The organism is Ferrimonas sp. YIN67 (assembly GCF_057219095.1).
On record NZ_JBXVVJ010000003.1, the window covers coordinates 529,432 to 555,609 of the forward strand.

Here is a 26,178-nt window from a genome sequence, read left to right on the forward strand (position 1 = left end):
ACCCATAGGCCTAAGCCTTAAACAGGGCCTCAACCGACAGCCCCTGAGAGCCAATCAGCTCCCGCAGGCGGCGCAGGGCTTCAACCTGGATCTGACGGACCCGCTCCCGGGTCAGGCCGATCTCACGCCCCACATCCTCCAGCGTCGAGGGCTCATAGCCCAACAGGCCAAAGCGACGGGCCAAGACTTCACGCTGCTTGGAATTCAGTTCATCCAGCCAGCGCACCACCGAGTCCTTGATGTCATCATCCTGAGCCCGAACTTCGGGACAGACCCGATCATCGTCGGCGATCACATCGAGCAGCGCCTTATCGGAATCGCCACCAATGGGAGTATCCACCGAGCTGATCTTCTCATTGAGCTTGAGCATGCGGCTGACATCTTCCACCGGCTTATCGAGCTTCTCGGCGATCTCCTCGGCCGTGGGTTCATGGTCCAGGCTGTGGGCCAACTCGCGCGCAGTGCGCAGATAGACATTGAGTTCCTTGACCACATGGATCGGCAGACGAATGGTCCGGGTTTGATTCATGATGGCCCGCTCTATGGTTTGGCGGATCCACCAGGTGGCATAGGTCGAAAAGCGGAATCCCCGCTCTGGATCAAACTTCTCCACGGCTCGGATCAAACCCAGATTGCCCTCTTCAATCAGATCCAGCAATGCCAATCCCCGATTGTTATAGCGGCGGGCGATCTTCACGACCAGGCGGAGGTTACTTTCGATCATTCGATTGCGGGATTTAGCACAATCCTTCTGCGCCCGTCGGGCGTAATAGACCTCTTCCTCCGCCGTCAGCAGCGGCGAAAACCCAATCTCGCTCAGATAAAGCTGAGTGGCATCCAGGTTCTTCTGCAGGTCATCCTGGACCAGTTGGTCAATATTGGAACTGCTCTCTTTACTTTGCGGCCCACGCTGGCTAGCGATCTCGCTCGAGGTTCCCACAACCCCATCGCTAACACGTAAATCAACTGCAGCCATATCATCAAACGCGTTGTTTTTCAGATTCATTGGCGGATCTCCCAGTTAATCCCAAACCATCATTCGGTGTTCACAGTGTTACCTCCCTGACTGACTACCGTCTCCCCTATCGGCGGGGCAAATAACGCATGGGGTCGACTGACTTGCCTTTATAACGGATCTCAAAATGGAGCATGCTGCGCTCCGCATCGGTACGACCGACTTCCGCTATTTTTTGACCGGCACTGACCTGTTGTTTTTCTGACACCAGAATCTGCTTATTGTGGGCGTAGGCACTTAAGTAATCGTCACTGTGTTTGACGATGATAAGCTTGCCATAGCCTCGCAAGGCACTTCCGGCATACACCACGCGACCGGGGGCGGTACTGACCACGGGCGTTCCCTCCGCCGCGGCGATATCCAAACCCTTGTTCCCCTGCTCAGCGGACGAAAAACCCCGGATCACTTGTCCGGTGGTTGGCCATTGCCAGCGGGAGACGGTCGCGGGTAAAGCTACCTGCTCATGTGTCGTCAAAGGTGCTTTTTTGTTAGCAGACTGTAAAGACACACTCTCAGCATAACGAGGCTGAGACTTGGGATCAACCATTGATTTTTGTTGTTTTTGTGATCCTGTCGCAGGGCTTTGTGCTGTTACCCCTATTCGTACTGGGGTTACTGCGTTTTTCACCGGTGCGGAAGCGCGAGGCTTGGCGGGCGGCGTAAGGCGCAGGGATTGACCCGGAAAGATCCGGTAGTTCCCATCCAGGCCATTCCACTGGGCCAAAGAGCGAAAGTCCTTGCCCGAGGCAAACGCAATCGAGTACAGGGTATCGCCGGACTGAACCGAGTAGGAGCTTCCTGTGATGCTGCCGGGTGTGCGGTCACGGAAGGTCTTTCCCGTGTGCAGAGTGGCCACCGGCGCCGGGGGCTGAGACAAAGAGCAAGACGCCAGCGTGCATATCGCCAGGCCTATCACGCTCATTCGGGTCCATCTCCCCCACATCCTTCTCATTGTAAAATCCTGCCTTTCTGCACGCGCTACTCGGTCGCCCCTTTGATCAACGGAACAAAACGTACGGCCTCAACATCTTCACTGGTAAAGCGATCGCCTCGCCGGGTCACAACCCTGAGCACCTGAAACGCTTCACCCACGGGGATCACCAGGCGGCCGCCTTCGACCAGTTGCTGAAGCAGAGCCGGCGGGACTTCACTGGCGGCGGCGGTCACCAGGATCCCGGCAAATGGCGCTTTGCTCGGCCAGCCCTGCCAACCATCCCCGTATTTAAAGGCAATATTATGGAGATCCAGTTGCTTTAAGCGACGCCGAGCCAGGATCTGTAAACTCTTGATCCGCTCAATCGTACACAATTGCGGCACCAGACTGGCGAGAACCGCCGCCTGGTAGCCCGAGCCCGTGCCCAGCTCCAACACAGGCCCTTCGGGCAGGTCTTCCAGGAGCAGTTCGGTCATCCGCGCGACAATATAGGGCTGTGAAATGGTTTGCCCGGCACCGATGGGCAGAGCAGTATTTTCCCAGGCACGGCTCCCCAGCGCCCCCTCAACAAAATTCTGTCTGGGGATCCGCCCCATGGCCTCCAGCACCCGAGGGTCCTGGATCCCCCCTTGACGTAACTGCTGCACGAGCCGGCCGCCGTAGCCCTGGGTCATGGTATTCATAGTTTCTCGATCCATCCTTGCAAGCTGGTGAGCTGATCATGGGCGGTCAAGTCCACCTTCAGCGGTGTGATGGAGACATAGCCATTGGCCACCGCATGGAAATCTGTCCCCTCACCGCAATCCTGCTCCTGACCCGGAGGCCCCAACCAGAAGATCTGACGCCCGGCGGGATCCGTGGTGCGGACCATGCCCTCGGATTTATGGCGATTACCCAGGCGAGTCACCTTGATCCCCTTGATCAGTTCCAGCGGCAGATCTGGCACATTGATATTGAGGATCTGCTCTTTGGCCAGGGGACTCTTCTTAAGCCCCTCGACGATCTGCCGGGTGATCTCGGCCGCCGTATCATAATGCTTGAGTTCTCGCCCAACCAAAGACACGGCCAGGGTCGGCAATCCCAGGTGACGCCCCTCCATCGCCGCCGCCACGGTCCCAGAATAGATGGTGTCATCGCCCAGATTGGCACCGGCGTTGATCCCGGAGACCACCAGATCCGGCTCTCCCTCCATCAACTCTCGGATCGCCAGGTGGACACAATCCGTAGGCGTACCATTGACCTGGATATAGCCATTATCCAGAGTCTGGACCCGCAAAGGGTTGGTCAGGGTCAGCGAGTTGGACGCACCGGAGCAATTACGATCCGGTGCCACGGTCACCACCTTGGCCTCATCGGCCAACGCCTCGGTCAGTGCCCGGATCCCCGGCGCATGGACACCGTCATCGTTACTGACAAGAATTTTCATCCTCTCGCTTTTTCTAACGCTTTGCTCACCCATATCAACGGCTTGCGTTGACGGTATCCGGCCGTGCGGTTCATCCTCGGCGCCAGGCACTAGGGTTACCTCCTCCATGGCCGATTGAAGCTCCTTCGCAGCAGGGCGACTGTCTGGGGTGTCCCTAACGTCATAGGGGGCTGGCTCAAACGCCTGGGCATCGCGATAATCCACCAGCTCCCGCAGGATGCTGGTGGCAAAGGCACCGGCAGGCAGGATGAACTCCAACCACAACAGTCCCTCCTCAACCCAGTGCTTTAGGGCGTCGGGTTTAAGCAGCAAACGACGTCGCTCCGGCTGCATGCGGGCCGAAGCCAGCCCTTCGAGCAATGCTGGCCATGATGCGACGACCGAATTCTCGTATTGCGCCGCGGCACCGTCACTGCCGCCCCCTCCATCACCAAACAGGGGGGCCGACAACGCGATATCTTCCTCAATCAGGCGGGCCATATGCTCCGCATCCCACTGCTGGGCAACAAAGAAGCTATTTGTGCCGCTGAGCATGACCGCCTCCCCGTCAATCGGAGTCAGACCGTGCTTCGCCAAGCGGTCGGAGACGACCTGGTTAAACAGAAAGCTGCGCGCTGCGGACAGATAGATACTGCGCTTATTGCGATCTTTGACCTTGCGGCCGGCAAACATCTCAGCGGCCCTTTGGACATTCATGCCATTGTGACCAAAGCGCTGCTCGCCATAGTAATTTGGCACCCCCTGGCGGATCTGCGCCAGTCGCGGCCCCAGTGCATCCAGATCGGCGACACCGGCGACGGCGATGCGAAACTTGTTGCCCAGCAAGGCACCGGTGCGCAACTTCTTCAAGGTGCGGTCGGACTCCAGAATCGTCAACTGGTCGCTGTTGAGCTCACTCCAGTTGGGGGTGATCTTGCCGGGGATGCGGACGCACAGCCACTGTCGGGTGACACCATGCTTGTCTTTCAGGCCCGCCCAGGAAACATCCTTCACCGGCACGGCGGCAAACTGGGCCAGCATTTTCGCCACCTGATGCGTGGTCAGGCCACGTTTTTCAACGTGGATCAGGTGATTTTCACCCTCACCATCGGGGCGAAATGGCAAGATCTCGTCCACCTGAAAATGTTCGGGCAGATTTCGGATTGTCCCTTCCTGAGAGGGTTTGCCATACAGGTAGTGCCACTGGGGCAGGGTGTAATCAGTCATATTGCAACAACACCACCGCTTCGGTGGCGATCCCCTCTTTGCGGCCGGTAAAACCGAGTTTTTCTGTGGTGGTGGCCTTCACGTTGACGTTGACCAGCTCTGTGTCGAGATCGGCGGCAATATTGAGCCGCATCGCCTCGATATGGGGCGCCATCTTGGGCGCTTGGGCAATGATGGTCACATCCAGGTTGCCGATGCGATACCCCTTGGCTTTCACCTGGTCAAAACAGTGACGCAGTAACACCCGACTGTCGGCACCTTTAAATGCCGGATCCGTATCGGGAAAGTGATGACCGATATCCCCAAGTGCGACGGCCCCCAGCAGGGCGTCACTGATGGCGTGCAGCACCACATCACCGTCTGAATGTGCCAACAGACCCTGTTCGTAGGGCACGGCAACCCCTCCCAGGATCACCGGGCCTTCGCCGCCAAATTTATGTACGTCGAACCCATGTCCGATCCGCATCATCGCAGCCTCCTTCAGGCCAGAAACAGTTGAGCCAGACGCAGATCGTCCGGGTGGGTTACTTTGATATTGTCCGGGCGCCCCGTGATCAGGGCGGGTCGCCAGCCGAGCCGCTCCATGGCCGAAGCCTCGTCGGTGATCTCAGCCCCTTTAGCCTGGGCATCACACAAGGCACGATACAGCTCCTGAACCGGAAACAACTGGGGAGTCAGGGCATGCCACAAGGCAGCGCGCTCAACCGTGTGATCGATCCGGCCCTCATCATCGGCCCGTTTCATGGTATCCCGCACCGGAGCTGCCAGGATAGCCCCCTGCTCATCGCATCCATCCAGCAACTTATCGATATCGCCGCCGGTCAGACAAGGGCGCGCCGCATCATGGACCAGGGCCCAGGCATCCGCCTCATGGATCGCGGCCAGGGCCAGGCGCACAGAATCCGCCCGTTCACCGCCACCATGGACTAGGGTCAAGCGAGGATCCTGCGCCTCAGGCAGTTGGGCAAAATGCCCATCCTCAGGGCCGATGGCGACCACCACCCGGGCGATCCTGGGATGGGCCAACAGGCGGGACAGAGTATGGGACAGGATGGGACGGCCGTTCAGGGGCAGATATTGCTTGGGCAGATCACCACCCATGCGTTTGCCGACGCCGGCGGCGGGTACCACGGCCACCACCGTGGCCCGGGGGTCAAGTGACATTGAACACTCCAAGGGGAAAATACATCAAGGCTGAGGGGGGCGGCGGATCACGCGGTAGAACTGCTCGTCGGGACGGATCATGCCTAATTCATGCCGAGCCCTTTCCTCTACCGCATCCAGGCCATCACGCAGATCATCGATCTCGCGGCGCAATAGCATATTACGCTCCTCCAACTGGGTATTGCCTGCCAGCTGGCGCTGGATCTGCTCATTAAGCCGCACCACTTCATGCAGGCTGTTCTCTCCGAACCACAACCTGTACTGAAGTACACACAGCAAAACACACAACAGGGCCAGCAGGATCCGCATAACTCAAGCCTCTTTCCAGAATAGGGGGATCTTGGCTTAAGGCCGGGGAAAAGAAAAGACGTTCAAGCCAGTTGGGGGAAAATATCTCTAATAAGCAGGGATTAGCGGTCGACGACTCGCCTTTGGCATAAAACCAAAGGCAAACGGCTGAACAGGGCAAGCCGTCGCAAGGATCAAAAAAGGCCGCCATTTGGCGACCTTTTTCATCAGCTCAGGCGATTAGGCCTGACCTTTTACCTCGGCACGGCCGCGGTAAGGGGCTTTGTCACCCAGCTGCTCTTCGATGCGCAGCAGCTGGTTGTACTTGGCAACACGGTCGGAGCGGCACAGGGAGCCGGTCTTGATCTGGCCAGCCGCAGTACCTACCGCCAGATCGGCGATGGTGGCGTCTTCGGTTTCACCGGAGCGGTGAGAGATCACGGCGGTGAAGCCCGCGTCTTTGGCCATCTTGATCGCTTCCAGGGTTTCGGTCAGAGAACCGATCTGGTTGAACTTGATCAGGATGGAGTTACCGATGTTGTTTTCGATACCACGGGTCAGGATCTTGGTGTTGGTTACGAACAGATCGTCACCCACCAGCTGGATCTTGTCACCCAGGATCTGGGTCTGGTATGCCCAGCCGTCCCAGTCGGACTCGTCCAGGCCATCTTCGATGGAGATGATTGGGTAGTCTTCAACCAGCTGCGCCAGGTAGTCGGAGAAACCGTTGGCGTCGAAGCTCTTGTTCTCGCCGGACAGAACGTACTGGCCGTCTTTGTAGAACTCGGAAGCCGCACAGTCCATGGCCAGAGTCACGTCGTCACCCAGCTTGTAGCCAGCCGCTTCAACCGCTTCTTTGATCACGGCCAGCGCATCGGCGTTGGAAGCCAGGTTAGGTGCGAAACCACCTTCATCACCCACAGCGGTGTTCAGGCCTTTAGCAGACAGAACCTTCTTCAGCGCGTGGAAGATCTCGGCACCCATACGCAGACCTTCGCGGAAGGTAGGCGCAGAAACAGGCTGGATCATGAACTCTTGAATATCAACGTTGTTGTCGGCGTGCTCGCCACCGTTCAAGATGTTCATCATTGGCAGAGGCATGGAGTACTGACCCGCAGTACCGTTCAGCTCAGCAATGTGGGCGTACAGTGGCATGCCTTTGGCAGCCGCAGCGGCCTTGGCAGCTGCCAGGGAAACAGCCAGGATGGCGTTGGCGCCCAGCTTGTCTTTGTTCTCGGTACCGTCCAGATCGATCATGATCTGGTCCAGGTTTTTCTGGTTCAGAGCATCTTGACCCTTCAGGGCAGGCGCGATCAGATCGTTGACGTTAGCAACGGCCTTCAGTACGCCTTTACCCAGGTAGCGGGACTTGTCGCCGTCACGCAGTTCCAGCGCTTCACGGGTACCGGTTGACGCACCAGACGGGGCGCAAGCCATGCCTACGAAACCGCCTTCCAGGTGAACTTCAGCTTCTACAGTTGGGTTACCGCGAGAGTCCATTACCTCACGACCCAGTACTTTAACGATGTTAGCCATCATGGTTTCCTCAGTTTTTAAAAACACAGAAAAGCCGGACCGTGTGGTCCGGCTTCCCTTATTCGAATTATTTTAGTTCGCCCTTGGTGTGCTCACCGGCGGCTTTGACAAAGCCTTCAAACAGCGGGTGACCATCACGCGGCGTAGAGGTGAATTCCGGGTGGAACTGACCGGCCACGAAGAAGGGGTGAGTCGGGATCTCGATCATTTCCACCAGCTTCTTGTCCGCGGACAGGCCAGAGAATACCAAGCCAGCCTTCTCCAGTGCATCACGATAGTTATTGTTGACTTCGTAACGGTGACGGTGACGCTCGATGCAAGTCGCGTTGCCGTACAGTTCGCGCGCCTTGGTGCCTTTGACCAGGTGACACAACTGGCTGCCCAGTCGCATGGTACCGCCCAGATCCGAGGTCTCGGTGCGCTCCTCAACCTTACCGTCAGCGTCCAGCCACTCGGTGATCAACCCCACCACCTGATGCTCGGACTTGCTGTCAAATTCGGAAGAGTGTGCCCCCTTGAGCCCCGCAACGTTGCGGGCATATTCAATCAGTGCCACCTGCATCCCCAGGCAGATCCCGAAGTATGGCAGGTTATTCTCACGGGCAAAGCGGGCGGCCTGGATCTTGCCTTCCACGCCACGCTCACCAAAACCACCAGGCACCAGGATCCCATCAATGCCTTCCAACGCTTCTACGCCTTTGGCTTCCACATCCTGAGAGTCGATGTACTTGATGTTCACCTGCAGGCGGTTTTTCAAACCGGCATGCTTGAGGGCTTCGTTGACGGACTTGTAGGCATCCGGCAGTTCGACGTACTTGCCGACCATACCGATGGTCACTTCACCGGTCGGATTGGCTTCCTGATAGATCACATTTTCCCACTCGGCCAGATCGGCTTCCGGGCAGGTCAGGCCGAAACGTTGAACGAAGGTTTCGTCCAGGCCTTGAGATTTCAGCAGGGCCGGGATCTTGTAGATGCTGTCCACATCCTTCATGGAGATCACCGCACGCTCAGGAACGTTACAGAACAGGGCGATCTTCTTGCGCTCGTTGGCCGGGATGGCACGATCGCTACGACACACCAGCACGTCAGGCTGGATACCGATGGAGAGCAGCTCTTTCACGCTGTGCTGAGTTGGCTTGGTTTTCACCTCACCGGCGGCGGCCAGGTAGGGCACCAGCGTCAGATGCATAAACATGGCGCGCTCACGGCCCAATTCGACCGCCAGCTGACGCAAGGCTTCCAAAAATGGCAGAGACTCGATGTCACCAACCGTACCGCCCACCTCGACGATGGCCACGTCATGACCTTCGGCACCGGCCAGTACACGCTCTTTGATGGCATTGGTGATATGCGGGATCACCTGGATGGTGGCACCCAGGTAGTCACCACGACGCTCTTTGCGCAGTACGTCGGAGTAGATCCGACCCGTGGTGAAGTTGTTACGCTGGCTCATCTTGGTACGGATGAAGCGCTCGTAGTGACCCAGGTCCAGATCGGTTTCGGCACCGTCTTCGGTAACGAACACTTCACCGTGCTGAGTGGGGCTCATGGTGCCTGGATCCAGGTTGATGTAGGGATCCAGTTTCATCATGGTAACGTTGAGGCCACGTGCCTCCAACAATGCAGCCACAGAAGCGGCGGCAATACCTTTACCCAACGAGGAAACCACCCCGCCCGTAACGAAGATATAGTTAGTAGTCATGCTGAACCTGAGAAAGTTGGGATTTTTAACCGCGCTGAATTACCACGTTATAGCAGGTAATTTGGCGACCAATAGGACGGGCGTGCATTCTAGCAAAGCCCGGCGCCTTGAACAATCACTTCAAATGCGGTTCAGGCCCCTTTTTCGAGCCGTTTAACACTCTGCCAAAAGGCCTCAAGCTGCTCAAGGCCTGCTTTGTTGATCGGGATCCCATGTTCGTAACAAAGTTGTTCCACGCCACTGAAGCGCCGTTCGAATTTTTTGTTAGCCTGACGCAGCGCCTGCTCGGGATCCACCTTGAGGTGACGGGCCAGATTCGTGACGGCAAAGAGCAGATCGCCAATCTCCTCTTCGACGGCGGCCTGATCGGGCACCGCCTGCAACGCCTCCTCCAACACTTCGTCCAGTTCCTCACTAACCTTACCGGCCACCGGCCCCAGGGTGTCCCAGTCGAAGCCCACGGTCGCGGCACGTTTCTGCAGTTTGGCGCTGCGAGAGAGGGCGGGCAAATTGAGCGGCACATCCGCCAGCACGCCATGACGCGCTTTGCCTGCCCGTTCGGCGGCTTTGGTGCTTTCCCAGTTCGCCTTGAGCGCCCATTCATCCGTCAGGTCCACCTCGGCAAACACATGGGGATGGCGCCGCTCCAGTTTGGTGCAGATCCGTCCGACAACATCAAGAAAATCAAAACGCCCCTCCTCCTTGCCTAACTGGGCGTAAAAAACGACCTGGAACAGCAGGTCTCCCAACTCGTCAGGCAGATCATCAAAGTCGCCCCGTTCGATGGCGTCGGCCACCTCGTAGGCTTCCTCCAGAGTGTGAGGCACGATGCTGGCGTAAGTCTGCTTACGATCCCAGGGGCACCCCTGCCGTGGATCACGCAATCGCGCCATGATGGCGAGCAGACGCTCAATGGGATCGGTCGGTAATGTCATTACAATCGCCTTGCTTCATGGACACCGTCCAACTGACTCAGGCGGGAGAGGATCCGCCCAAGGGACTCCATATTGTAGAGCTCCATCTTCAGTTCAATGGCGGCGGTCTGTTGCTTGGTATCAGAGTGACTGCGCATCTCCAGCACATTGGATTTCTCATTGGCCAGCACCGTGGTGACGTCTCTCAGCAGACCGCTACGATCATTGGCCACGACCCGCACCGTAACACTGTATCCGCCACTGTAAGACTCACCCCAAACCACTTCAACGCCACGCTCGGGATGCTGATTGAGCAGGTTGGCCAGCTGTTCACAGCCTTCACGGTGAACCGAGACGCCCTTGCCCTGGGTGATGTAACCCTGAATGGCGTCTCCCGGCAAAGGCTGACAACAATTGGCAATGTGGGTCAGCAGGTTGCCCACCCCATTGACCTCTACATGCCCCTGTTTCTTGGGCTTACTCGGCGCGGGTTTGGCCAGCAGATCTTCCATCGCCTGGGCTTCATCAAACTCCTCGCGGGACAGCTTGCTTTGCAGATGGTTGATCACCTGAGTCAGGCGCACATCCCCGCCGCCGATGGCGGCCAGCAGATCCTCACAGGTGTGCAGGTTAAAGCGCTCATGAGCGTTTTTGGCGTCACTGAGCTTCATGCCCACCTTGGCCAGTTCGGCCTCGAGCATCTCTCGACCCGCAGCGGCGTTCTTGTCCTTATCCTGTGACTTGAACCAGGTATGGATCTTGGCTCGGGCCCGACTGGTATGGATAAAGCCGGCATTTGGATTAAGCCAGTCACGCTTGGGGTTGGGCTCCTTAGCCGTCAGGATCTCCACCCGTTGGCCGGTCTCCACTGGGGTGGTAAAGGGCACGATACGGCCATCGATCTTGGCACCGATGCAACGGTGGCCGACCTGGGAGTGGATGTAGTAGGCAAAGTCCAATACCGTGCTGCCGGCGGGCAGATCGATCACGTCGCCCCGAGGGGTAAACACATAAACCCTGTCCTCAAACACCTGGGAGCGGATCTCCTCCACCAGGTTGCCGGATTCCACCACATCCTCCTGCCAAGCCAGGATCTTGCGCAGCCAGTTGATCTTCTCCTCGAAGCCTCCGGCCTTGCCGGTACTGCCCTCTTTGTACTTCCAGTGCGCCGCGACGCCCAGTTCGGCATCCTCGTGCATCTGCCGGGTACGGATCTGGATCTCCACCGTCTTGCCCTGAGGGCCCATCACCACGGTGTGGATAGACTGGTAGCCATTGGGCTTGGGCGTGGCGACATAGTCGTCAAACTCTTTGGGCAGGTGGCGCCACATGGTGTGCACCACGCCCAGAGCACCGTAGCAGTCCTGCAATCGTTCGGCGATGATCCGCACCGCCCGCACATCAAACAGCTCTTCGAAGGTCAGATCCTTCTTCTGCATTTTGCGCCAGATGCTGTAGATATGTTTGGGACGGCCATATACCTCGGCGCGGATCCCCTGCTCGTCCAGTTCGTTCTGCAAGCCACCGACAAAGTTGTCGATATAGCTTTCCCGATCGATCCGCTTACCATCGAGCCAGCGGGCGATCTCCTTATAGGTCTGTGGATGCAGGTAGCGAAACGCCAGATCTTCCAACTCCCACTTGAGCTGACCGATCCCCAGGCGATTGGCCAGCGGTGCGTAGATATCCCGCACTTCCCGAGCCAGGATCACCCGAGTCTCTTCATCGGCATTCTTGACTTCCCGCAGCAGCACTACCGCTTCCGCCAGCTTAATCACCACGGCACGAACGTCTTCCACCATGGCCAGCAGCATGCGCCTGAGATTGTCCACCTGGGACTCGCCGGGTGCTCCCTGGCTGCGTAGCGTGCGGATCGCCACCATCACCTGAACCGACTGCACCAGGGCAGCCATCGTTGGTCCTTCCCGCTCCTCAAGCTGCTCGAGTGTCAGCAGACCATCATCAACGAAGACGTAGAGCACACTGGCTCGCAGGGTATCCAGATCCATATTCAGCGGCAGCAGGATCTCAACCATCTCACGGGCGCGCATCAGGCGCGCTTCGATATGGGCCGGATCGTCACAGGGCAACTGCTGACAGAATTGATAGGTGGCCGACAGCGCTTCGCGTTGGCCATGATTCAGATCCAGGTTGTCCAGCCATTGAGCCAGAGCCAGGGGGACGTCCCCAAAATGAATGTGTCGTACGGATACCATGTGGCGCGGCCCTCCTCCCTACGTCGCCGGCGTGATCTGGGATGACGGCACAAACAGTGCCATCGATTCCAGATGGTGAGTATGAGGGAACATATCCACCAGTCCAAGTTTAATCAGCGTATAACCCTGCTCTGACAAGGCTTTGGCGTCTTTGGCCAAGCTCAGGGGATCACAGGACACATAGAGGATCCGTTTCGGAGCCAATGGCTTCATCCATTTCAACACGCCAAACGCACCGGCCCGAGCCGGATCCAGCAACACCCAGTCCACCTGGCGGGCCCAGGCCGCATCCGGCGCATCACCATTGAGGTCGGCCGCATGGAATTCGACATTCTCCAGGCCCAGCTCGCCAGCCCGCAAGCGGGCCCGTTGGACCATGCTCTCAACCCCCTCTACACCGACAACTTTATGGCTCAGCGGTGCCAGGGCGAAACTGAAGTTGCCGCCGCCACAGAAAAGGTCCAACCCCGTTTCCGATTCAAGGGGCGCGATCCAGGCCAAGGCCTGATCGATCATTGCCCGGTTGACCCGATCGTTAACCTGAAAAAAGTCTCCGGGCAGGAAGGCCGGCGCTCCTCGCCCCTCACCGATCCCATAGTGCAGGGGCTCAGGCGTTCGGCCCTCCAGATCTTCCAGACCCTGGTCGCCCAAAAGCCACAACCGGCAAGCATGGGTCTGGGCCCATTGACTCAAATGCTGGCGCGTTGCTGCATCGACCTGAGTCAGGGTCCGCAGCACCACCAGTGCGCCCTCATCGGCGAGCATCAGATCGATGTGTCCCACATGGCGAGCCAGAGGCAGTGGGGACAGCAGGGCCTGAAGTGGGGCAATCAGCTCACTGAGCGGCTCAGCCAGGACCGGGCAGGCATCAATACCGATCAGCCGGTTACTGCCTTCCTGTCGAAAACCCAGCAGCAATTCGCCCTTTACCACTCGGGCCCCCAGGCGCGCCCTGCGGCGATAATGCCAATCGGGACCGATCACAGCGGGCTGCTCGGCCTGGGCCAGGACTTGGTTCGCCTGGCCTCCTCGATGTTGCAGCAGGGTCATCAGCGCATCCTGTTTGAACTGGCGCTGCGCTTCGGGCTCGGCGTATTGCAACTGGCAACCGCCACAGCGGTCAAAATAGCGACAGGCTGGCTTGATCCGTCCTGGGTGATCGGACAGGCGCTTCACCACCCGCCCCTGGGCGAAACGGCTTTTGCTCTTGTCCAGTTGCACCCGGGCCCGCTCGCCCGGGAGCAGATCCGGCACAAACACCACCTTACCCTGATGGCTGGCAACCGCCTTGGCCTGATGATCCAGAGACTGGGCCTCGACCTCGATAGTAGTCGGCAACGTCTTAGTTTTCTTGGACTTTGGGGAATAAAACTGGGCCATGTTCGCTCGGTTGATTACAATAATGGGATCGACACCGGCACCTCAGATGGGGCCGTCAAAGGAGAACATTTTCCCACACATGAAAACGGTGACCAAATACAGTCTGCGCACCTGGGTGATGGTTCTCGCCCTGGCCCCAACCATGTTGGTGGGCTTGATGCTCGGTGGCTACTTCACCTCCAGCCGTTTTTCCGAGCTGGAAGCCACCCTGTTGCGTCAGGGCACCAATATCATAGAGCCCCTGGCCATCGCCTGCGAGTATGGGCTGCAAAGCAACAATCGGGAATACACCAAGCGACTGATCGATCAGGTTCACCGCCACAATGCCGGTCTGATCCAAACCATCGCCGTTTTCGATAATCAAAACCAGGTGCTGGTCAGCAGCCGCTACCAGAGGGATTTCGAACTGATCCGCATGCCGGATAACCTGGATTTCAACGAGGGGCTCCAACTGGAACATTTTGGCGATACCCTCGTCCTGCGCGCCCCGGTGATCCAGGAAAGCCTGCCCAGTGGTAACGAGCCTGGCCCCCGCACCCAGCTTGGCTATGTGGCGGTGCAACTGAACAAGCACGAGGCCTTGCTGGAGCAATATCGGGCTGCCGTAGCCGCTTTTATCATCGTCCTGATCGGCGTCCAGTTGAACCTGCTGTTCACCTTTCGGCTGCTGAAGAATGTCACGGCCCCCATTACCGCCATGGTACAAGCCGTCGCCAAGATCCGGGAAGGCAAACTGGACACTCGGCTGCATGGCGATCTGATCGGTGAATTGGATTCTCTGAAACGGGGGATCAACGCCATGGCGGCCTCGTTGGCCGAGTACCATGATGAGATGCAGCAAAACATCGATCAGGCCACCTCAGATCTGCGCGAAACCCTGGAACAGATCGAGATCCAGAACGTAGAGCTGGATATCGCCAAGAAGCGCGCCCTGGAAGCGAGTCGGATCAAGTCGGAATTCCTCGCCAACATGAGCCACGAACTGCGCACGCCCCTCAACGGCGTGATCGGCTTTACCCGCCAGCTGCTCAAGACCCCACTGCACGATAACCAGAAGGACTACCTGCGAACCATCGAGCGCAGTGCCACCAATTTGCTATCGATCATCAACGATATCCTCGACTTCTCCAAACTGGAGGCGGGTAAAATGGTGCTCGACAACGTACCCTTTGCCCTGCGGGATGCCGTCGATGAAACGCTGCAGTTGCTCAGTGGCAGCGCCTATGACAAAGGTCTGGAGATGGTCGTGACCATTGGCGAACGCGTCCCTGATGCCCTGTCCGGAGACGTCATGCGGATCCAGCAGGTGCTGACCAATCTGGTGGGCAACGCCATCAAATTCACGGACGCCGGCTGCATCCAGCTCACCCTGGATCTGGCTGATGAAACCGCTGAACAGATCACCCTTAGGGGGGAAATCACCGATACCGGGATCGGCATTGCCGATGAACAAAAGCCCATGCTCTTCCAGGCCTTTGGCCAAGCGGACAGCTCCATCACCCGACGCTTTGGTGGAACCGGCCTGGGCCTGGTGATCACCAAGCGTCTGGTTAACCAGATGGACGGGCAGATCGGTTTCACTTCGCAACGCGGTCAAGGCTCCACCTTCTGGTTTACCCTGACGATCGAGAAGAGCGTGTTCGCCATCGATGATCCCCTGATGACGGACCGACTGATCGGCGACTCGGTGGCGATCCTCGAACCCCGTCGTCACAGCCGTCAGGCTCTGGTCGCCCTGCTACGGCAGTGGCAATTGAATGTGGTAACGCTCGACAGCCTTGCTCCCCTGCTGGCACAGGATGCGCCCCACTATACCCACCTACTGCTCAGTGCAGACCACTTATCCGGACCAGACGTGCTTGCCGAACTCAATGGCAGTAATGCGGTGGTCATGGTTGAAGGTACCGCCCCTGCCTGGATACAGGAGCAAGTCGGGGCCGGTCAACTCAAGCTGCTGGCCATGCCCCTCTCTGCCCGGCGGCTGTGTGATGCCCTGAGCCTAACCCCCCTGGCCCAGCTGCCAGCAACGCCGACTGCCGCCCCGACGCCACCAAGCAAAGCCGTCATCAGGCCACTGACGGTGCTGGCCGTGGACGACAATCCCGCCAACCTCAAGCTGATCGCGACCCTTTTGGGTGAAATGGTGAAACGGGTGGACACGGTCTCCGGCGGCAAGGCAGCCATCGAGCACTGTCAGCGCCAGCGCTATGACACCATTTTTATGGATATCCAGATGCCGGATGTCGATGGCCTGCTGGCCACCCAGCAGATCCGTAAAGACTCCCTGAATCGACATACACCCATCATCGCCGTCACGGCCCACACCCTGGCCGATGAGCGGGACAAGATCCTGGGCTCGGGCATGGATGACTGTCTGACCAAACCCATCGATGAACAGGGGCTGGCCCAGGTATTACACCGCTGGAGTCCCACCACAGGAGGCCAGGAGCCAGGCCTGGTGGACTGGAGCATGGCCCTGTCCCAGGCCGGTGGTAACGCCGAGCTTGCCCGGGAAATGCTTGGCATGCTGGTCGAGAGTATTCCTCAAACTCAGGAGACACTGGATCACGCGCTGGCATTAGGGGAAAATGACGCGCTTTTGCGTTGCGTGCACAAACTCCACGGGGCAACCTGCTACTCTGGAGTACCGGCACTGCAAAAGATCTGCGCCCAGATCGAGTCCGCCCTCAAGCAGGGCTGTGACATGACGGACCTGGAGCCGGAGATCCTGGAGTTACAGGATCAACTTAACCAAGTAGCCAACGCCGCCCGTCCCTATCTGGCGGCCTGACAGGAACTCCAATGACTGCCAAAACCGGTTTTTTCAACCGTATTAAAGCCCTCAACAGCAAGCAGCTGACCCTGTTTGCTGTCGCACTGTCCGAGCGAATGCTGCCCAACTACCTGTTATTTGCACAGATCACCGAACAGGAAGACAGCCAGAAAGCCAGTACCATCCAGGATATGCTGTGGCAGTCGTTGTACAGCCGGGATATCAAGCTCAACTATGAGCGGATGCTCGATCAGCTCGAGGCGCTGATGCCGGATCAGGAGCAACACGACTTCTATGGCGTCTACCCAGCCACCGATGCCCTGATGGCCCTGTCCACCATCCTGACCGCACTGCAGCAGAAAATTGATACCGATCTGATCAATATTTCCAAGCTATCCAGCAGCACCGTCGCCGCCTTTATTGAGGCCGGTGATCTGCCGGATGGCCTGGAAACCGAAGAGGCGCTGGACGACTTTATCTTTGCCCACCCCTTGATGGCGGACGAGCGTGAGATCCAAAACCAGTTGCTAGAGTGGGTGGAAGAACTGGAGAAGATCGATCCGGAAGCGGTCAAGGCGTTGCGTAAAGAGCTGCGAGACAGTGCCGTCTCCAACATTGGCGTTACCCTGGCGGAGTGAGCCTGGCCTGATGGTATGGTCGGCCTAAGCGGCTATGCCGCTAAGCTGACCTCTGAAATGGATCAAAAAACGCCGCCCCGATGTTCCTCGGGGCGGCGTTTTTTCTCAATGCGTTAGTGAGGCTTAGCCAAACTTTGGCAACAGGCCCATCAGGTGAATGATCTCCACCAGTACCGCCAGCACACCGAAGCCCAGCACGAAGTCCAGGCGGAGCAGACCACCAGAGGTCATAAAGCCGTTGTCGACCTTGCGTTTACGCAGCACTCGAGCCATCAGGGCTGGCAACACCAGGACGAACACCGAAGCCGCGAGCGCGGCAAAACCTATGGCCCTGATAAAGCCATGGGGCATCGCCATGCACAATACCAAGGCTGGCAGGAAGGTGATGGAAGCGGCCTTAAGGGAGCTTTGCAGGCTGTCATCCAGCTTGAGGACGTCCTTGATCAGATCCTGCAAACCCAGGGCGACACCGATAAAGGAGCTGGCCAGCGCCAGGTTACCAAACAGCATGAGCGCCGCTTCCACGCCGGAAACATCCGTAGACTGACCCACCGCACTGATCAAGGTGGCGACATTGCCCCCCTGAGCGATCACCTCGGAAAACTGATCCCGCGGCACATTGCCCATGATGGCCAACTGCCAGACCACGTACACCAGCATGGTCAGCATGGTGCCGCACAGCAGCGCCAGACGCACCCGGCGGGGATCCTTGTTGTAGTGCTTAACCAGCGAGGGAACCGTCCCGTGAAAACCAAAGCTGGTAACCAGTACGGGGATGGCAATCCAGATGTAAGGTAAGGACTCCCCCAACGGCATCGCCGGGAACAGAGTTTCGGCGGAAGCGTTACCGGTCAACAGGGACGTAGAGCTGAAAAAGGTCAGCACCATACCACCGAGCATAATGGTGGAAACGCGATCCACCGCCCGGGAGCCTGCGATCACGACCGTCGCAAGGACCAGGGTAAACATCAGTGCAGAGCCGACATGGCCGATCTCCAGGCCAAAGGTATTCCCCAAGGTCTGCCCTACCACGGAGCTGCCGCCGGAGATGTAGGCATAGGTCAGGATAAAGCAGACGAAGGCCACGGTGCCGGTCGCCAGAAGCTTACCCACTTTACCCAGGGTATCCTCGGCAATGGTGGCGTAGCTGGCGCCTTCCTGATAATTCAAGCTGGCTTCCGTCAAATACAAACTGGAGCTGTAAGCGCAAAACCAGACCAGGACCATCATGGCCATGGAAACCGCAAACCACATGCCAGCACTGTACACCGGCAAGGCAAACATCCCAGCCCCGATGGAAGTTCCGGCCACGATCATGGCCCCACCGAGGATCCCCGGTGCCTTTTTGCTCAACTGAGCACTGGCGGTAATCTCAGACATCTGTCTACTCCGAGTTATTTATTGTTATCTATCTGGACACGCCAAGCATGCGGGCCAATGCCTCATGCTCGTCACTGTTCATGGTTTTGAGGTTATTAGAGGCACGGGTGATAGTGGCGATACTGATCCCCAGCTCCGCAGAGATCTGACGTTGACTGCTTCCACCCATCATCAGTGCACGAAACACCGCCAGGCGACCGGCGATGGAATGCTTCTCATCGTGGCTCAGCAAGGCTCCGAGCAGGGTGCCAAGATCTTTATCTGAGTTTTGCTGTGCCATCAGTTGAAGCAACTCATTCCAGCGGGTTTCCGCCATCATCATTCTCCGATTTGCCGTAATGGCTGCGCAGTACACCATTACACAAGTACGGGCACCACGGGCAAACGGATAAAGTGGGATCGGCCGCACACTCTCCAGCAAGATTTCGCTGCATCGACCGGAAAAATGAGTGTTATTGCATCACGATCGCCGAAACTCCCCCTTTAACCTTGGCCTCGCTGGCGCCCGCTTTTGCCCCCTGTGCCCAGCACCAAGATCAGGGACACCTGCGCCATAGGATGGCCTTCGGGACGCTTAACCGGCTTACCCTCCGCTGCCCTTTACCTTGGATTAGGATGATCACTGAGAGCGTCGTGGTAATTTCTTTGTGATGGGAGATAATTGACGCTTGACCCAAGAGCGAGGCCGCCCCCGATGCAGATCCTGACCGACACCCATGCTCATACGATCGCCAGCACCCACGCCTATAGCACGGTTCAGGAGTTGATCCAGGCCGCCAAGGCTAAGGGGCTGCACGCCTTCACCCTGACCGATCACGCTCCTCCCATGCCTGACTCTCCTCATTTCTGGCACTTTATTAACATGAGGGTGATCCCCAGGGTGGTCAATGGCCTCGCCGTACTGCGAGGCATGGAAGCCAATATTGAAGCCACGGGCGTCGTGATCCCGGAGCGGGTTCGAAACAGTCTGGATCTGATGATCGCCAGCTTCCATGAACCGGTATTTGCCCCGACGGACCGCTTAACCCATACCAAGGCGATGATCGCCGCCATCGAGAGCGGCCACTGCCAGATCATCGGCCATCCGGGCAATCCAAACTATCCCATCGAAGTGGACCCTGTGATCCAAGCCGCCAAGGCCCATAACGTGCTGCTCGAGATCAACAACAGCTCCTTCAACCACTCCCGGACAGGCAGCGCCGAGCACTGTCGCCACCTGCTTGAGCGGGTCGCCCACCACAACTGGAAAGTCAGTTTTGGCTCAGATGCCCACATCAGCTATGCCCTGGGGACTTTCGAGCAGGCCATAGCCCTGGCCCAGAGCATCGATTTTCCCGAATCACAGATCGTCAACGCATGCCCACACCGACTCCTGGCCTTTCTCGGCGAGCACGGCAAGGTCGTCGCACAGGAGTTAGCCCCCTGGTTGGCGACACTGCCAACGGAAAGGGAAAGAAACATCAGGACAGGGAACATTGATTGAGTCTCTATGGCTCGCTCCTGGGCGGTCTGACGCGTCATCAAAGCGAAGCGGAAGAACCTCATTCCGTTGCAGCAGAGAAAAAGCGAAGCGGAAGAACCTTATTCCGTTGCAGCAGAGAAAGGGAGTCGAACGATATAGAGCGGTCAGGGGAGGCACGGCGGTCATGAGCTGGCCAAGAGCCGCGATACGGGGTCAAGTTATCCCATCCAATATCCCGCCGTTTTGAGTGAAAAACAACCCTTTGAACACTCTTTTATGCGCCAGATCGCTTGTCCGTTCAATCTCTGGCCAGACACACCATTCTGTGACAGAAATCACTTTCCCCACCCCGGATGCAGCGCTAACCTGAAACCGAAGTTAAAAAAAGGTCAACAAAGGGGAACCTGTATGCATGTAGAGATCACCAGCAAATCCGTTGCCATCACCACCCCCATGAAGAATCGCGTACAAAGCTGCATCGATAAACTTCTCCGCCATAACATCGACGTCATCAAGACCCACGCGGTCATTACCCAGGAGGGGAACACCTTCCATATTGAAGCCAAGGTCAACACCAACGTCGGTCAGCTTTTCGCCAGCGGACAGCATGAAGATCTCTATGTCGCCATCAACCAGATGGGGCAGAAGTTGGAGCGCCAACTGAACAAGCTAACCCATAAGGAAGCCACCCGCCGCCACGACCACACCAATGTCCTGGCCGCCAGCGAAGAGGAAGCCGTCGCCTAAGCACGACAGCTCGGACCACCGCCCGTCAACCCTGATGGGCGGCGTTTGCCCTTGACAGGCGCCGCCGCCAGCCAGTACGGTGACGGCACTATGAAGAATTGCTTTGCTGAGTTTATGTTTTTTATTCGCTTCCCCTAGTTGGAGGCGGTCTTCGCATAGTCACAGCGAAATCCGAAAGCCTCCCACCACTGGGAGGTTTTTTTGTATTGGAAGGATCGCATCATGACCCAGGAACACCCACTGGAACCCATACGCAGACAGATCACCGCGTTGGATCGGCAACTGCTGGAACTGCTGGCCCGCCGCCGCGAACTGAGTTTGGACGTCGCCCGCACCAAAGCGGACGTCACCAAGCCGGTGCGTGACAGCGAGCGAGAAAGTGCCCTGCTGACCCGTCTGGTGGCCGAAGGAAGGGCCCTGGGGCTGGACGGCCAATACGTTTCCCGGCTCTTTCACGCCATCATCGAAGATTCGGTCCTGCGCCAGCAAGCCTGGTTCCAATCCCAGCACAATCCCCAGGACCAGACCCAGATCCGGGTCGCCTACCTGGGGGCCAGGGGCTCATACAGTTACCTGGCCTGTCATAGTTATTTCGGACGCCGTGACGTTCAACTCAAGGAGTTGGGCCAGGAGAGCTTCGATGCCATTATCGAAGCGGTTGAGCAGGGCCAGGCCGACTATGGGGTACTGCCCATCGAAAACACCTCGTCAGGCTCCATCAACGAGGTGTTCGATCTGTTGCAACACACTCACCTGCACATCGTCGGTGAGACCACCGAGTCCATTCCCCACTGCGTACTGCTGCCCGAGGGCACTCAGATGGATCAGGTAGAGCGGGTCTTTGCCCACTCCCAGGTACACACTCAGTGCAGCCGTTACCTGGCCAATCTCAATGTCCAGCAGGAGTACTGTGCCAGCAGCGCGGAAGCGATGCAGCGAGCCGCCAACAACCCGGGCAGTGCCGCCCTGGGCAGCGAACGGGGTGGAGCCCTGTATGGGCTGACGGTCCACCAGCGCAACATTGCCAACCAGCCCCGCAATGAAACCCGCTTTATGGTGGTGGCGCGCAAAGGGGTCGACGTGCCCCCCCAGGTGCCTGCCAAAACCACCCTGCTGATGGCCACGGGTCAGAAGCCCGGCGCCCTGGTCGAAGCCCTCGCAGTCTTGAGGGATCACGGACTCAACATGACCAAACTGGAGTCCCGCCCTATCCACGGCAATCCCTGGGAGGAGATGTTCTACCTGGATATCAGTGGCAACGTACGCCACGACAATATGCAGGCCGCCCTGCGTGAACTGACCCGGATCACCCGCTTTGTCAAAGTGCTGGGCTGCTACCCCTGTGAGACCGTGCTGCCCACCGAGCTGGACAGTCAGGCGCTGGCCAATGATCCGCGTCTGACTCAGATCGCCGATCTTCACAGCCGCGAACACAAGGACGAGTCCACTCAGATCCGATTGGGCCATCAGGTGCTGGGCGATGGCAGTTTCCTGGTGCTGGCCGGCCCGGTCGACGGCAATGCCCAGGCCTTACAGGAGTGTGGCCGAACCCTCAAGGAGTACGGAGGCGCTGCCTTATGGGGTGGACAGGAGAGCAGTGACACCTGCTTGGAAGCCGCGGCACACACGGGCCGCGATCTCGGCTTGCCCGTGATCGGTGAACTGAGTCAGGCTGATCAGCTACCCAGTGTCTCTGCTCAGTGCGATCTGCTGCGGATCCCCCCCCAGAGTATGACCGATAGCAAATTGCTCAGCGCCGCTGGACAGAGCCAGCGCCCAGTGATCCTGATGCGCCAGGCGGGTGCTTCTGGCCCGGCGTTACTGAAGGCGGCTGAGACCATCTTGGCAAAGGGCAATCAACAGGTGATCTTGTGTGAGCCGGGACAGTTGAACGATGGCCAGCCCCAGTTGGATCTGGCCATGGTCGCCTGGCTCAAACAGCATAGCCACCTGCCGGTGCTTATCGCTCCCAGCCTGACTGCCGATGCCCTGCCCCTGGCGGAGGCCCTGCTTCAGGGTGCCCGGGCCGCCGGGGCCGACGGTGTACTTCAGCCATTGGATGAGGCATTCACCCCCTCCCTGCTCGCCCCATTGATGAGCCAACTCTACCGTTAACCCTGTTCGTCTCGACGCCCCCTCCTTGGGGGCGTTTTTCTACCTACCCCAATCCACTGGTGACTAATTGATCCGAAGCAAGCTTTCATCGATTACATTTTGAACTCCCGCCGGGCTCAGTCAGAATGGGTAACTGGACGGACCAGATATGCAGATCGAGGAGGCAGGACGCCATGGGCTACTTCATTACCGGTGCAACCGGGTTTATCGGGCGCTTTTTACTCGCCAGGCTGGCACGGCGTGATGGCACGCTGTTCTGCCTGGTGCGGGGCGAAAAAGGGGCCGACCAATTGGATGCGATCGGCCGCACTCTGGCGTTGTCCCCGGGCCGCCTGGTGCCGATACAGGGCGATCTCACCCAGCCTGGCCTGGGTCTCAGCGAGGCCGATCTGGACAGGATGCAGGGCCAGATCCAGCATCTGTATCACCTGGCTGCCATCTATGATCTCAATGCCAGCGCCGACAAACAGGTGGCCGCCAACGTCGACGGCACCAAGCACGCACTCGACGTCGCCAAACAGCTGCAGGTAGGCTGCTTTCATCATGTCAGCTCCATCGCCGCGGCAGGCCTCTATCGGGGCACTTTCACCGAGTCCATGTTCGAGGAGGCGGAACAGCTCGATAACCCCTACTTCCTGACCAAACACCTGGCGGAAAAGGCGGTACGCGATGGTTGTGCCGTGCCCTTTCGGATCTATCGTCCCGGCATCGTCGTGGGTGACTCCCGGACCGGCGAAGCGGACCGAGTGGATGGGCCCTACATGGTGTTCAAACTGATACAGAAGTTAAGGGATAACCTGCCCAAATGGGTCCCCCTGCTGGGACCGGAGGGGGGGCGTCTCAACATAGTGCCGGTCGATTTTGTTGCCGATGCCATGGATCACCTGGCCCATGCCGATGGCCTTGATGGCCGTTGCTTCCACCTGACGGATCCCAATCCGATGCGCAGCGGTGAGGTGATCAACCTGTTTGCCCAGGCAGCCCATGCCCCGCAGATGGCGTTACGGCTCAATACCCGTTTGCTGGATCTCCTGCCCCGCCACTTGCTGCAGATGGCGATGAACTATCCTCCGGCTCGCCGGATCACCAGTGCCATCCTGGAGGAGTACGGCCTGCCCGAGGCTGCACTCAAGCTGCTCAACTACCCAACCCGCTTCGATTGCCGTGAAACCCAGGCTGAACTGCTCAAGGGTGGGATCCAGTGCCCTTCCCTGGCCAGTTATGCCCCGACCCTGTGGGATTACTGGGAGCGCAAGCTGGATCCCGAACTGGACATCAACCAATGCCTGTGTGACAAGTTGCGCGGCAAGACGGTGCTGATCACCGGTGCCAGTTCGGGGATCGGGCTGGCCACGGTCAAGAAGCTGGCGCGCTGCAGGCTCAAGGTCTTGATGGTGGCCCGGGAGCCGGAGGCTTTGGAGCAGGCCTGCGGCCTGGCTCGGGAGTTGGGCGCCGATGCCCACTGCTGCACCGCCGATCTCACCATCGAATCCGATGTCGAACGTCTGCTGGGCTGGATCCACAAGGAACATGGAGGCGCCGACGTGCTGATCAATAACGCCGGTCGCTCCATCCGTCGCTCGGTCAGTGATGCCAAGGATCGCTTCCATGACTTCGAACGCACCATGGCGATCAATTACTTCGGCGCCCTGCGCCTGACCCTGGGAGTCCTCGGTGAGATGGAAGCGCGGCGCAGCGGTCATATCATCAATATCAGCTCCATCGGAGTACTGACCAACGCCCCGCGTTTCTCCGCCTATGTGGCGTCCAAGGCCGCCCTGGACGCCTTCAGCCGTTGTGCTGCCTCGGAGTATTCAGACATGGGGATCCGTTTTACCACCATCAATATGCCCCTGGTCAAGACGCCGATGATCGCTCCCACCAAGCTGTATGACGAGGTACCGACCCTGGTGCCGGACGAAGCCGCCGATCTGGTGGTCAAAGCGCTATTGCATCGCCCCAAGCGGATCGCTACACGCCTGGGGATCCTCGGTGCCACCCTGCATGCGATCACGCCCAAACTGGCGGAGATCATTATGAACACCTCGTTTCGCATGTTCCCGGACAGTGCTGCACAGGGTGAGTCCACCACACTGGCGAGACGTCAGGAACAGATCAACCTTGCCGCCCTGATGCGCGGGATCTACTTCTAAGGAGTCATGCCATGCAAACCCTGAAACTGATCCACGCCTACCCCTGCAGCGCCGAACGCCTGCTGGCGCACTTTATTGAGCCTGACAGGATCAAGGAGAAATACGAAGCCTTGGAAGCCAGCAAGGTGCTGCTTCGGCAGAGTCAACACGACGATGAGAGCTACCGCCTGAACACGAGCCGTGAGGTGCTCAGTCAGATCCCTGCCGCCCTGCGCTCGCTGCTGGGCCAGCGTAACCGGATCGAGCAAACCGAGCTCTGGCATTTGCCCGTTGGTGGCCCCTACCTGTGCCGCCTCAGCATCGAACTGCCCGGCGTACCTATCCGGATCCAGGGCACGCTCTGCCTCCAGGATACCGAGCAGGGCTGTGAAAATGTGGTGCAACTGAGCTTCAAATCGGCCCTGCCCTTCGTCGGTGGTAAGCTGGAAAAGTTTGCCTTTGACGACAGCCAACGCCTGATCGAGCAGGAACGTGGCTATTTGTTGAGCGCCTGCCAAGCCGAGGTAAGCTGAGATGGGTACCCGGGAACGGATCCTGGACGCCAGCCTGACGCTGTTTAATGACGCCGGCGCGGCCAGGATCACCAGCGTCGATATCGCCGAACATCTGGGGATCAGCCCGGGCAACCTCTATTACCACTTCCGCGGTAAGGAGGAGATCCTCGCCGCCCTGATGGCCGAATGCGAACTGGCACTGGGCAGGCTTATTCACAAGATCCGCACCGACGAGTTGACGCCCAAAGAGTACGATCCCCTGCTCCACTCCGTGTTGCGGATCTGCCACCACTTTCGTTTCCTGTTTCGTGATCAGGAGGCATTTCGCTTTGCCCAGGGACGGATCCCGAGAAAATGGTTAAGGCTGATCCAGAAGCTGCGTCAGTTTGGCCGCACCCTGCTCGCTGGCATGGATGAGATCCAACCTTTGGGGCTGTCACCGCCGTTGCGCGATGCCCTCGCCGACAGCCTGATGCTGACGACCCTGGGTAGCCTGAGTTATGACACGGTACTGGATGGTGAGCTTGATGAGCAGACTCGGGTGCGCGACGGCGTTACCCGCCTGGCGCTGTTACTGGCCCCCTACCAGCACCCCGCGGTCGCCAGGTTGACTATTGAGGAGTGACAGGCAG

22 protein-coding genes and 1 pseudogene are annotated in these 26,178 nt (G+C 58.5%); 8 read left to right on the forward strand and 15 right to left on the reverse strand.

Annotated elements, in window-relative coordinates:
- Window positions 1-10: 10 nt before the first annotated feature.
- From rpoS to rlmD, 13 genes and pseudogenes are all read right to left on the reverse strand, one after another.
- Window positions 11-1,006 carry an RNA polymerase sigma factor RpoS gene (gene rpoS / locus AC2D8U_RS09580; RefSeq protein ID WP_484618812.1) on the reverse strand — a complete coding sequence of 332 codons (996 nt, stop codon included), beginning with the start codon at window positions 1,004-1,006 and terminating at the stop codon, window positions 11-13.
- 76 nt (window positions 1,007-1,082) lie between these two features.
- Window positions 1,083-1,937 (reverse strand): peptidoglycan DD-metalloendopeptidase family protein, encoded by an 855-nt coding sequence (locus AC2D8U_RS09585; RefSeq protein ID WP_484618813.1) that lies wholly within the window; start codon window positions 1,935-1,937, stop codon window positions 1,083-1,085.
- Between the two features lie 56 nt (window positions 1,938-1,993).
- Window positions 1,994-2,632 (reverse strand): protein-L-isoaspartate(D-aspartate) O-methyltransferase, encoded by a 639-nt coding sequence (locus tag AC2D8U_RS09590; RefSeq protein WP_484618814.1) that lies wholly within the window; start codon window positions 2,630-2,632, stop codon window positions 1,994-1,996.
- A complete protein-coding gene (surE, locus tag AC2D8U_RS09595; RefSeq protein ID WP_484618997.1) occupies window positions 2,629-3,375 on the reverse strand; it encodes a 5'/3'-nucleotidase SurE in 747 nt (248 codons plus the stop codon). The genes AC2D8U_RS09590 and surE overlap by 4 nt, the downstream gene beginning before the upstream one ends.
- 216 nt (window positions 3,376-3,591) lie before the next feature.
- Window positions 3,592-4,581: pseudogene (gene truD, locus AC2D8U_RS09600) on the reverse strand (tRNA pseudouridine(13) synthase TruD); the annotation flags it as partial.
- Entirely contained in the window at window positions 4,574-5,047 is a 474-nt protein-coding gene (ispF, locus tag AC2D8U_RS09605) for a 2-C-methyl-D-erythritol 2,4-cyclodiphosphate synthase (RefSeq protein ID WP_484618998.1), read from the reverse strand. The gene ispF and the pseudogene truD, both read right to left, overlap by 8 nt.
- A 14-nt stretch (window positions 5,048-5,061) precedes the next feature.
- A complete protein-coding gene (ispD, locus tag AC2D8U_RS09610) occupies window positions 5,062-5,745 on the reverse strand; it encodes a 2-C-methyl-D-erythritol 4-phosphate cytidylyltransferase (RefSeq protein ID WP_484618815.1) in 684 nt (227 codons plus the stop codon).
- A gap of 24 nt (window positions 5,746-5,769) precedes the next feature.
- Window positions 5,770-6,054: a cell division protein FtsB gene (ftsB, locus tag AC2D8U_RS09615; protein WP_484618816.1), complete on the reverse strand. Its 285-nt coding sequence runs from the start codon at window positions 6,052-6,054 to the stop codon at window positions 5,770-5,772.
- Between the two features lie 219 nt (window positions 6,055-6,273).
- Window positions 6,274-7,569 (reverse strand): phosphopyruvate hydratase, encoded by a 1,296-nt coding sequence (gene eno / locus AC2D8U_RS09620; RefSeq protein WP_484618817.1) that lies wholly within the window; start codon window positions 7,567-7,569, stop codon window positions 6,274-6,276.
- 67 nt (window positions 7,570-7,636) lie between these two features.
- Window positions 7,637-9,274: a CTP synthase gene (gene pyrG / locus AC2D8U_RS09625; RefSeq protein WP_484618818.1), complete on the reverse strand. Its 1,638-nt coding sequence runs from the start codon at window positions 9,272-9,274 to the stop codon at window positions 7,637-7,639.
- 131 nt (window positions 9,275-9,405) lie between these two features.
- A complete protein-coding gene (mazG, locus tag AC2D8U_RS09630; RefSeq protein ID WP_484618819.1) occupies window positions 9,406-10,209 on the reverse strand; it encodes a nucleoside triphosphate pyrophosphohydrolase in 804 nt (267 codons plus the stop codon).
- Window positions 10,209-12,404 carry a GTP diphosphokinase gene (gene relA / locus AC2D8U_RS09635; RefSeq protein WP_484618820.1) on the reverse strand — a complete coding sequence of 732 codons (2,196 nt, stop codon included), beginning with the start codon at window positions 12,402-12,404 and terminating at the stop codon, window positions 10,209-10,211. Before relA ends, mazG begins: the two co-directional genes overlap by 1 nt.
- Window positions 12,405-12,422: 18 nt before the next feature.
- Entirely contained in the window at window positions 12,423-13,784 is a 1,362-nt protein-coding gene (gene rlmD, locus AC2D8U_RS09640; protein WP_484618821.1) for a 23S rRNA (uracil(1939)-C(5))-methyltransferase RlmD, read from the reverse strand.
- Window positions 13,785-13,872: 88 nt separating this feature from the next.
- Between rlmD and barA the strand changes: the two genes are divergently transcribed.
- Together barA and AC2D8U_RS09650 are read left to right on the forward strand one after the other, a co-directional pair.
- Window positions 13,873-16,575, forward strand: coding sequence for a two-component sensor histidine kinase BarA (gene barA, locus AC2D8U_RS09645; RefSeq protein WP_484618822.1), 2,703 nt, complete (start codon window positions 13,873-13,875; stop codon window positions 16,573-16,575).
- Window positions 16,576-16,586: 11 nt separating this feature from the next.
- Complete coding sequence (locus AC2D8U_RS09650; protein WP_484618823.1) at window positions 16,587-17,195, forward strand: YjaG family protein; 609 nt, start codon at window positions 16,587-16,589, stop codon at window positions 17,193-17,195.
- A gap of 123 nt (window positions 17,196-17,318) precedes the next feature.
- On the opposite strand, the gene AC2D8U_RS09655 is transcribed toward AC2D8U_RS09650, so the two are convergent.
- Window positions 17,319-18,575, reverse strand: coding sequence for an amino acid permease (locus AC2D8U_RS09655; protein ID WP_484618824.1), 1,257 nt, complete (start codon window positions 18,573-18,575; stop codon window positions 17,319-17,321).
- Window positions 18,576-18,603: 28 nt separating this feature from the next.
- Complete coding sequence (trpR, locus tag AC2D8U_RS09660) at window positions 18,604-18,894, reverse strand: trp operon repressor (protein WP_484618825.1); 291 nt, start codon at window positions 18,892-18,894, stop codon at window positions 18,604-18,606.
- 375 nt (window positions 18,895-19,269) lie between these two features.
- On the opposite strand from trpR, the gene AC2D8U_RS09665 reads away from it, so the two are divergent.
- The 6 genes from AC2D8U_RS09665 to AC2D8U_RS09690 all read left to right on the forward strand — a co-directional run bounded on the left by AC2D8U_RS09665 (window position 19,270) and on the right by AC2D8U_RS09690 (window position 26,171).
- Window positions 19,270-20,058 carry a PHP domain-containing protein gene (locus AC2D8U_RS09665; protein WP_484618826.1) on the forward strand — a complete coding sequence of 263 codons (789 nt, stop codon included), beginning with the start codon at window positions 19,270-19,272 and terminating at the stop codon, window positions 20,056-20,058.
- A gap of 387 nt (window positions 20,059-20,445) precedes the next feature.
- Entirely contained in the window at window positions 20,446-20,784 is a 339-nt protein-coding gene (hpf, locus tag AC2D8U_RS09670; RefSeq protein ID WP_484618827.1) for a ribosome hibernation-promoting factor, HPF/YfiA family, read from the forward strand.
- Between the two features lie 222 nt (window positions 20,785-21,006).
- Entirely contained in the window at window positions 21,007-22,899 is a 1,893-nt protein-coding gene (locus AC2D8U_RS09675; protein ID WP_484618828.1) for a chorismate mutase, read from the forward strand.
- A 173-nt stretch (window positions 22,900-23,072) separates the two neighbouring features.
- A complete protein-coding gene (locus AC2D8U_RS09680) occupies window positions 23,073-25,052 on the forward strand; it encodes an SDR family oxidoreductase (protein ID WP_484618829.1) in 1,980 nt (659 codons plus the stop codon).
- Window positions 25,053-25,063: 11 nt separating this feature from the next.
- A complete protein-coding gene (locus AC2D8U_RS09685) occupies window positions 25,064-25,564 on the forward strand; it encodes a DUF2505 domain-containing protein (RefSeq protein ID WP_484618830.1) in 501 nt (166 codons plus the stop codon).
- A gap of 1 nt (window position 25,565) precedes the next feature.
- Window positions 25,566-26,171 carry a TetR/AcrR family transcriptional regulator gene (locus tag AC2D8U_RS09690; RefSeq protein WP_484618831.1) on the forward strand — a complete coding sequence of 202 codons (606 nt, stop codon included), beginning with the start codon at window positions 25,566-25,568 and terminating at the stop codon, window positions 26,169-26,171.
- Window positions 26,172-26,178 lie beyond the last annotated feature (7 nt).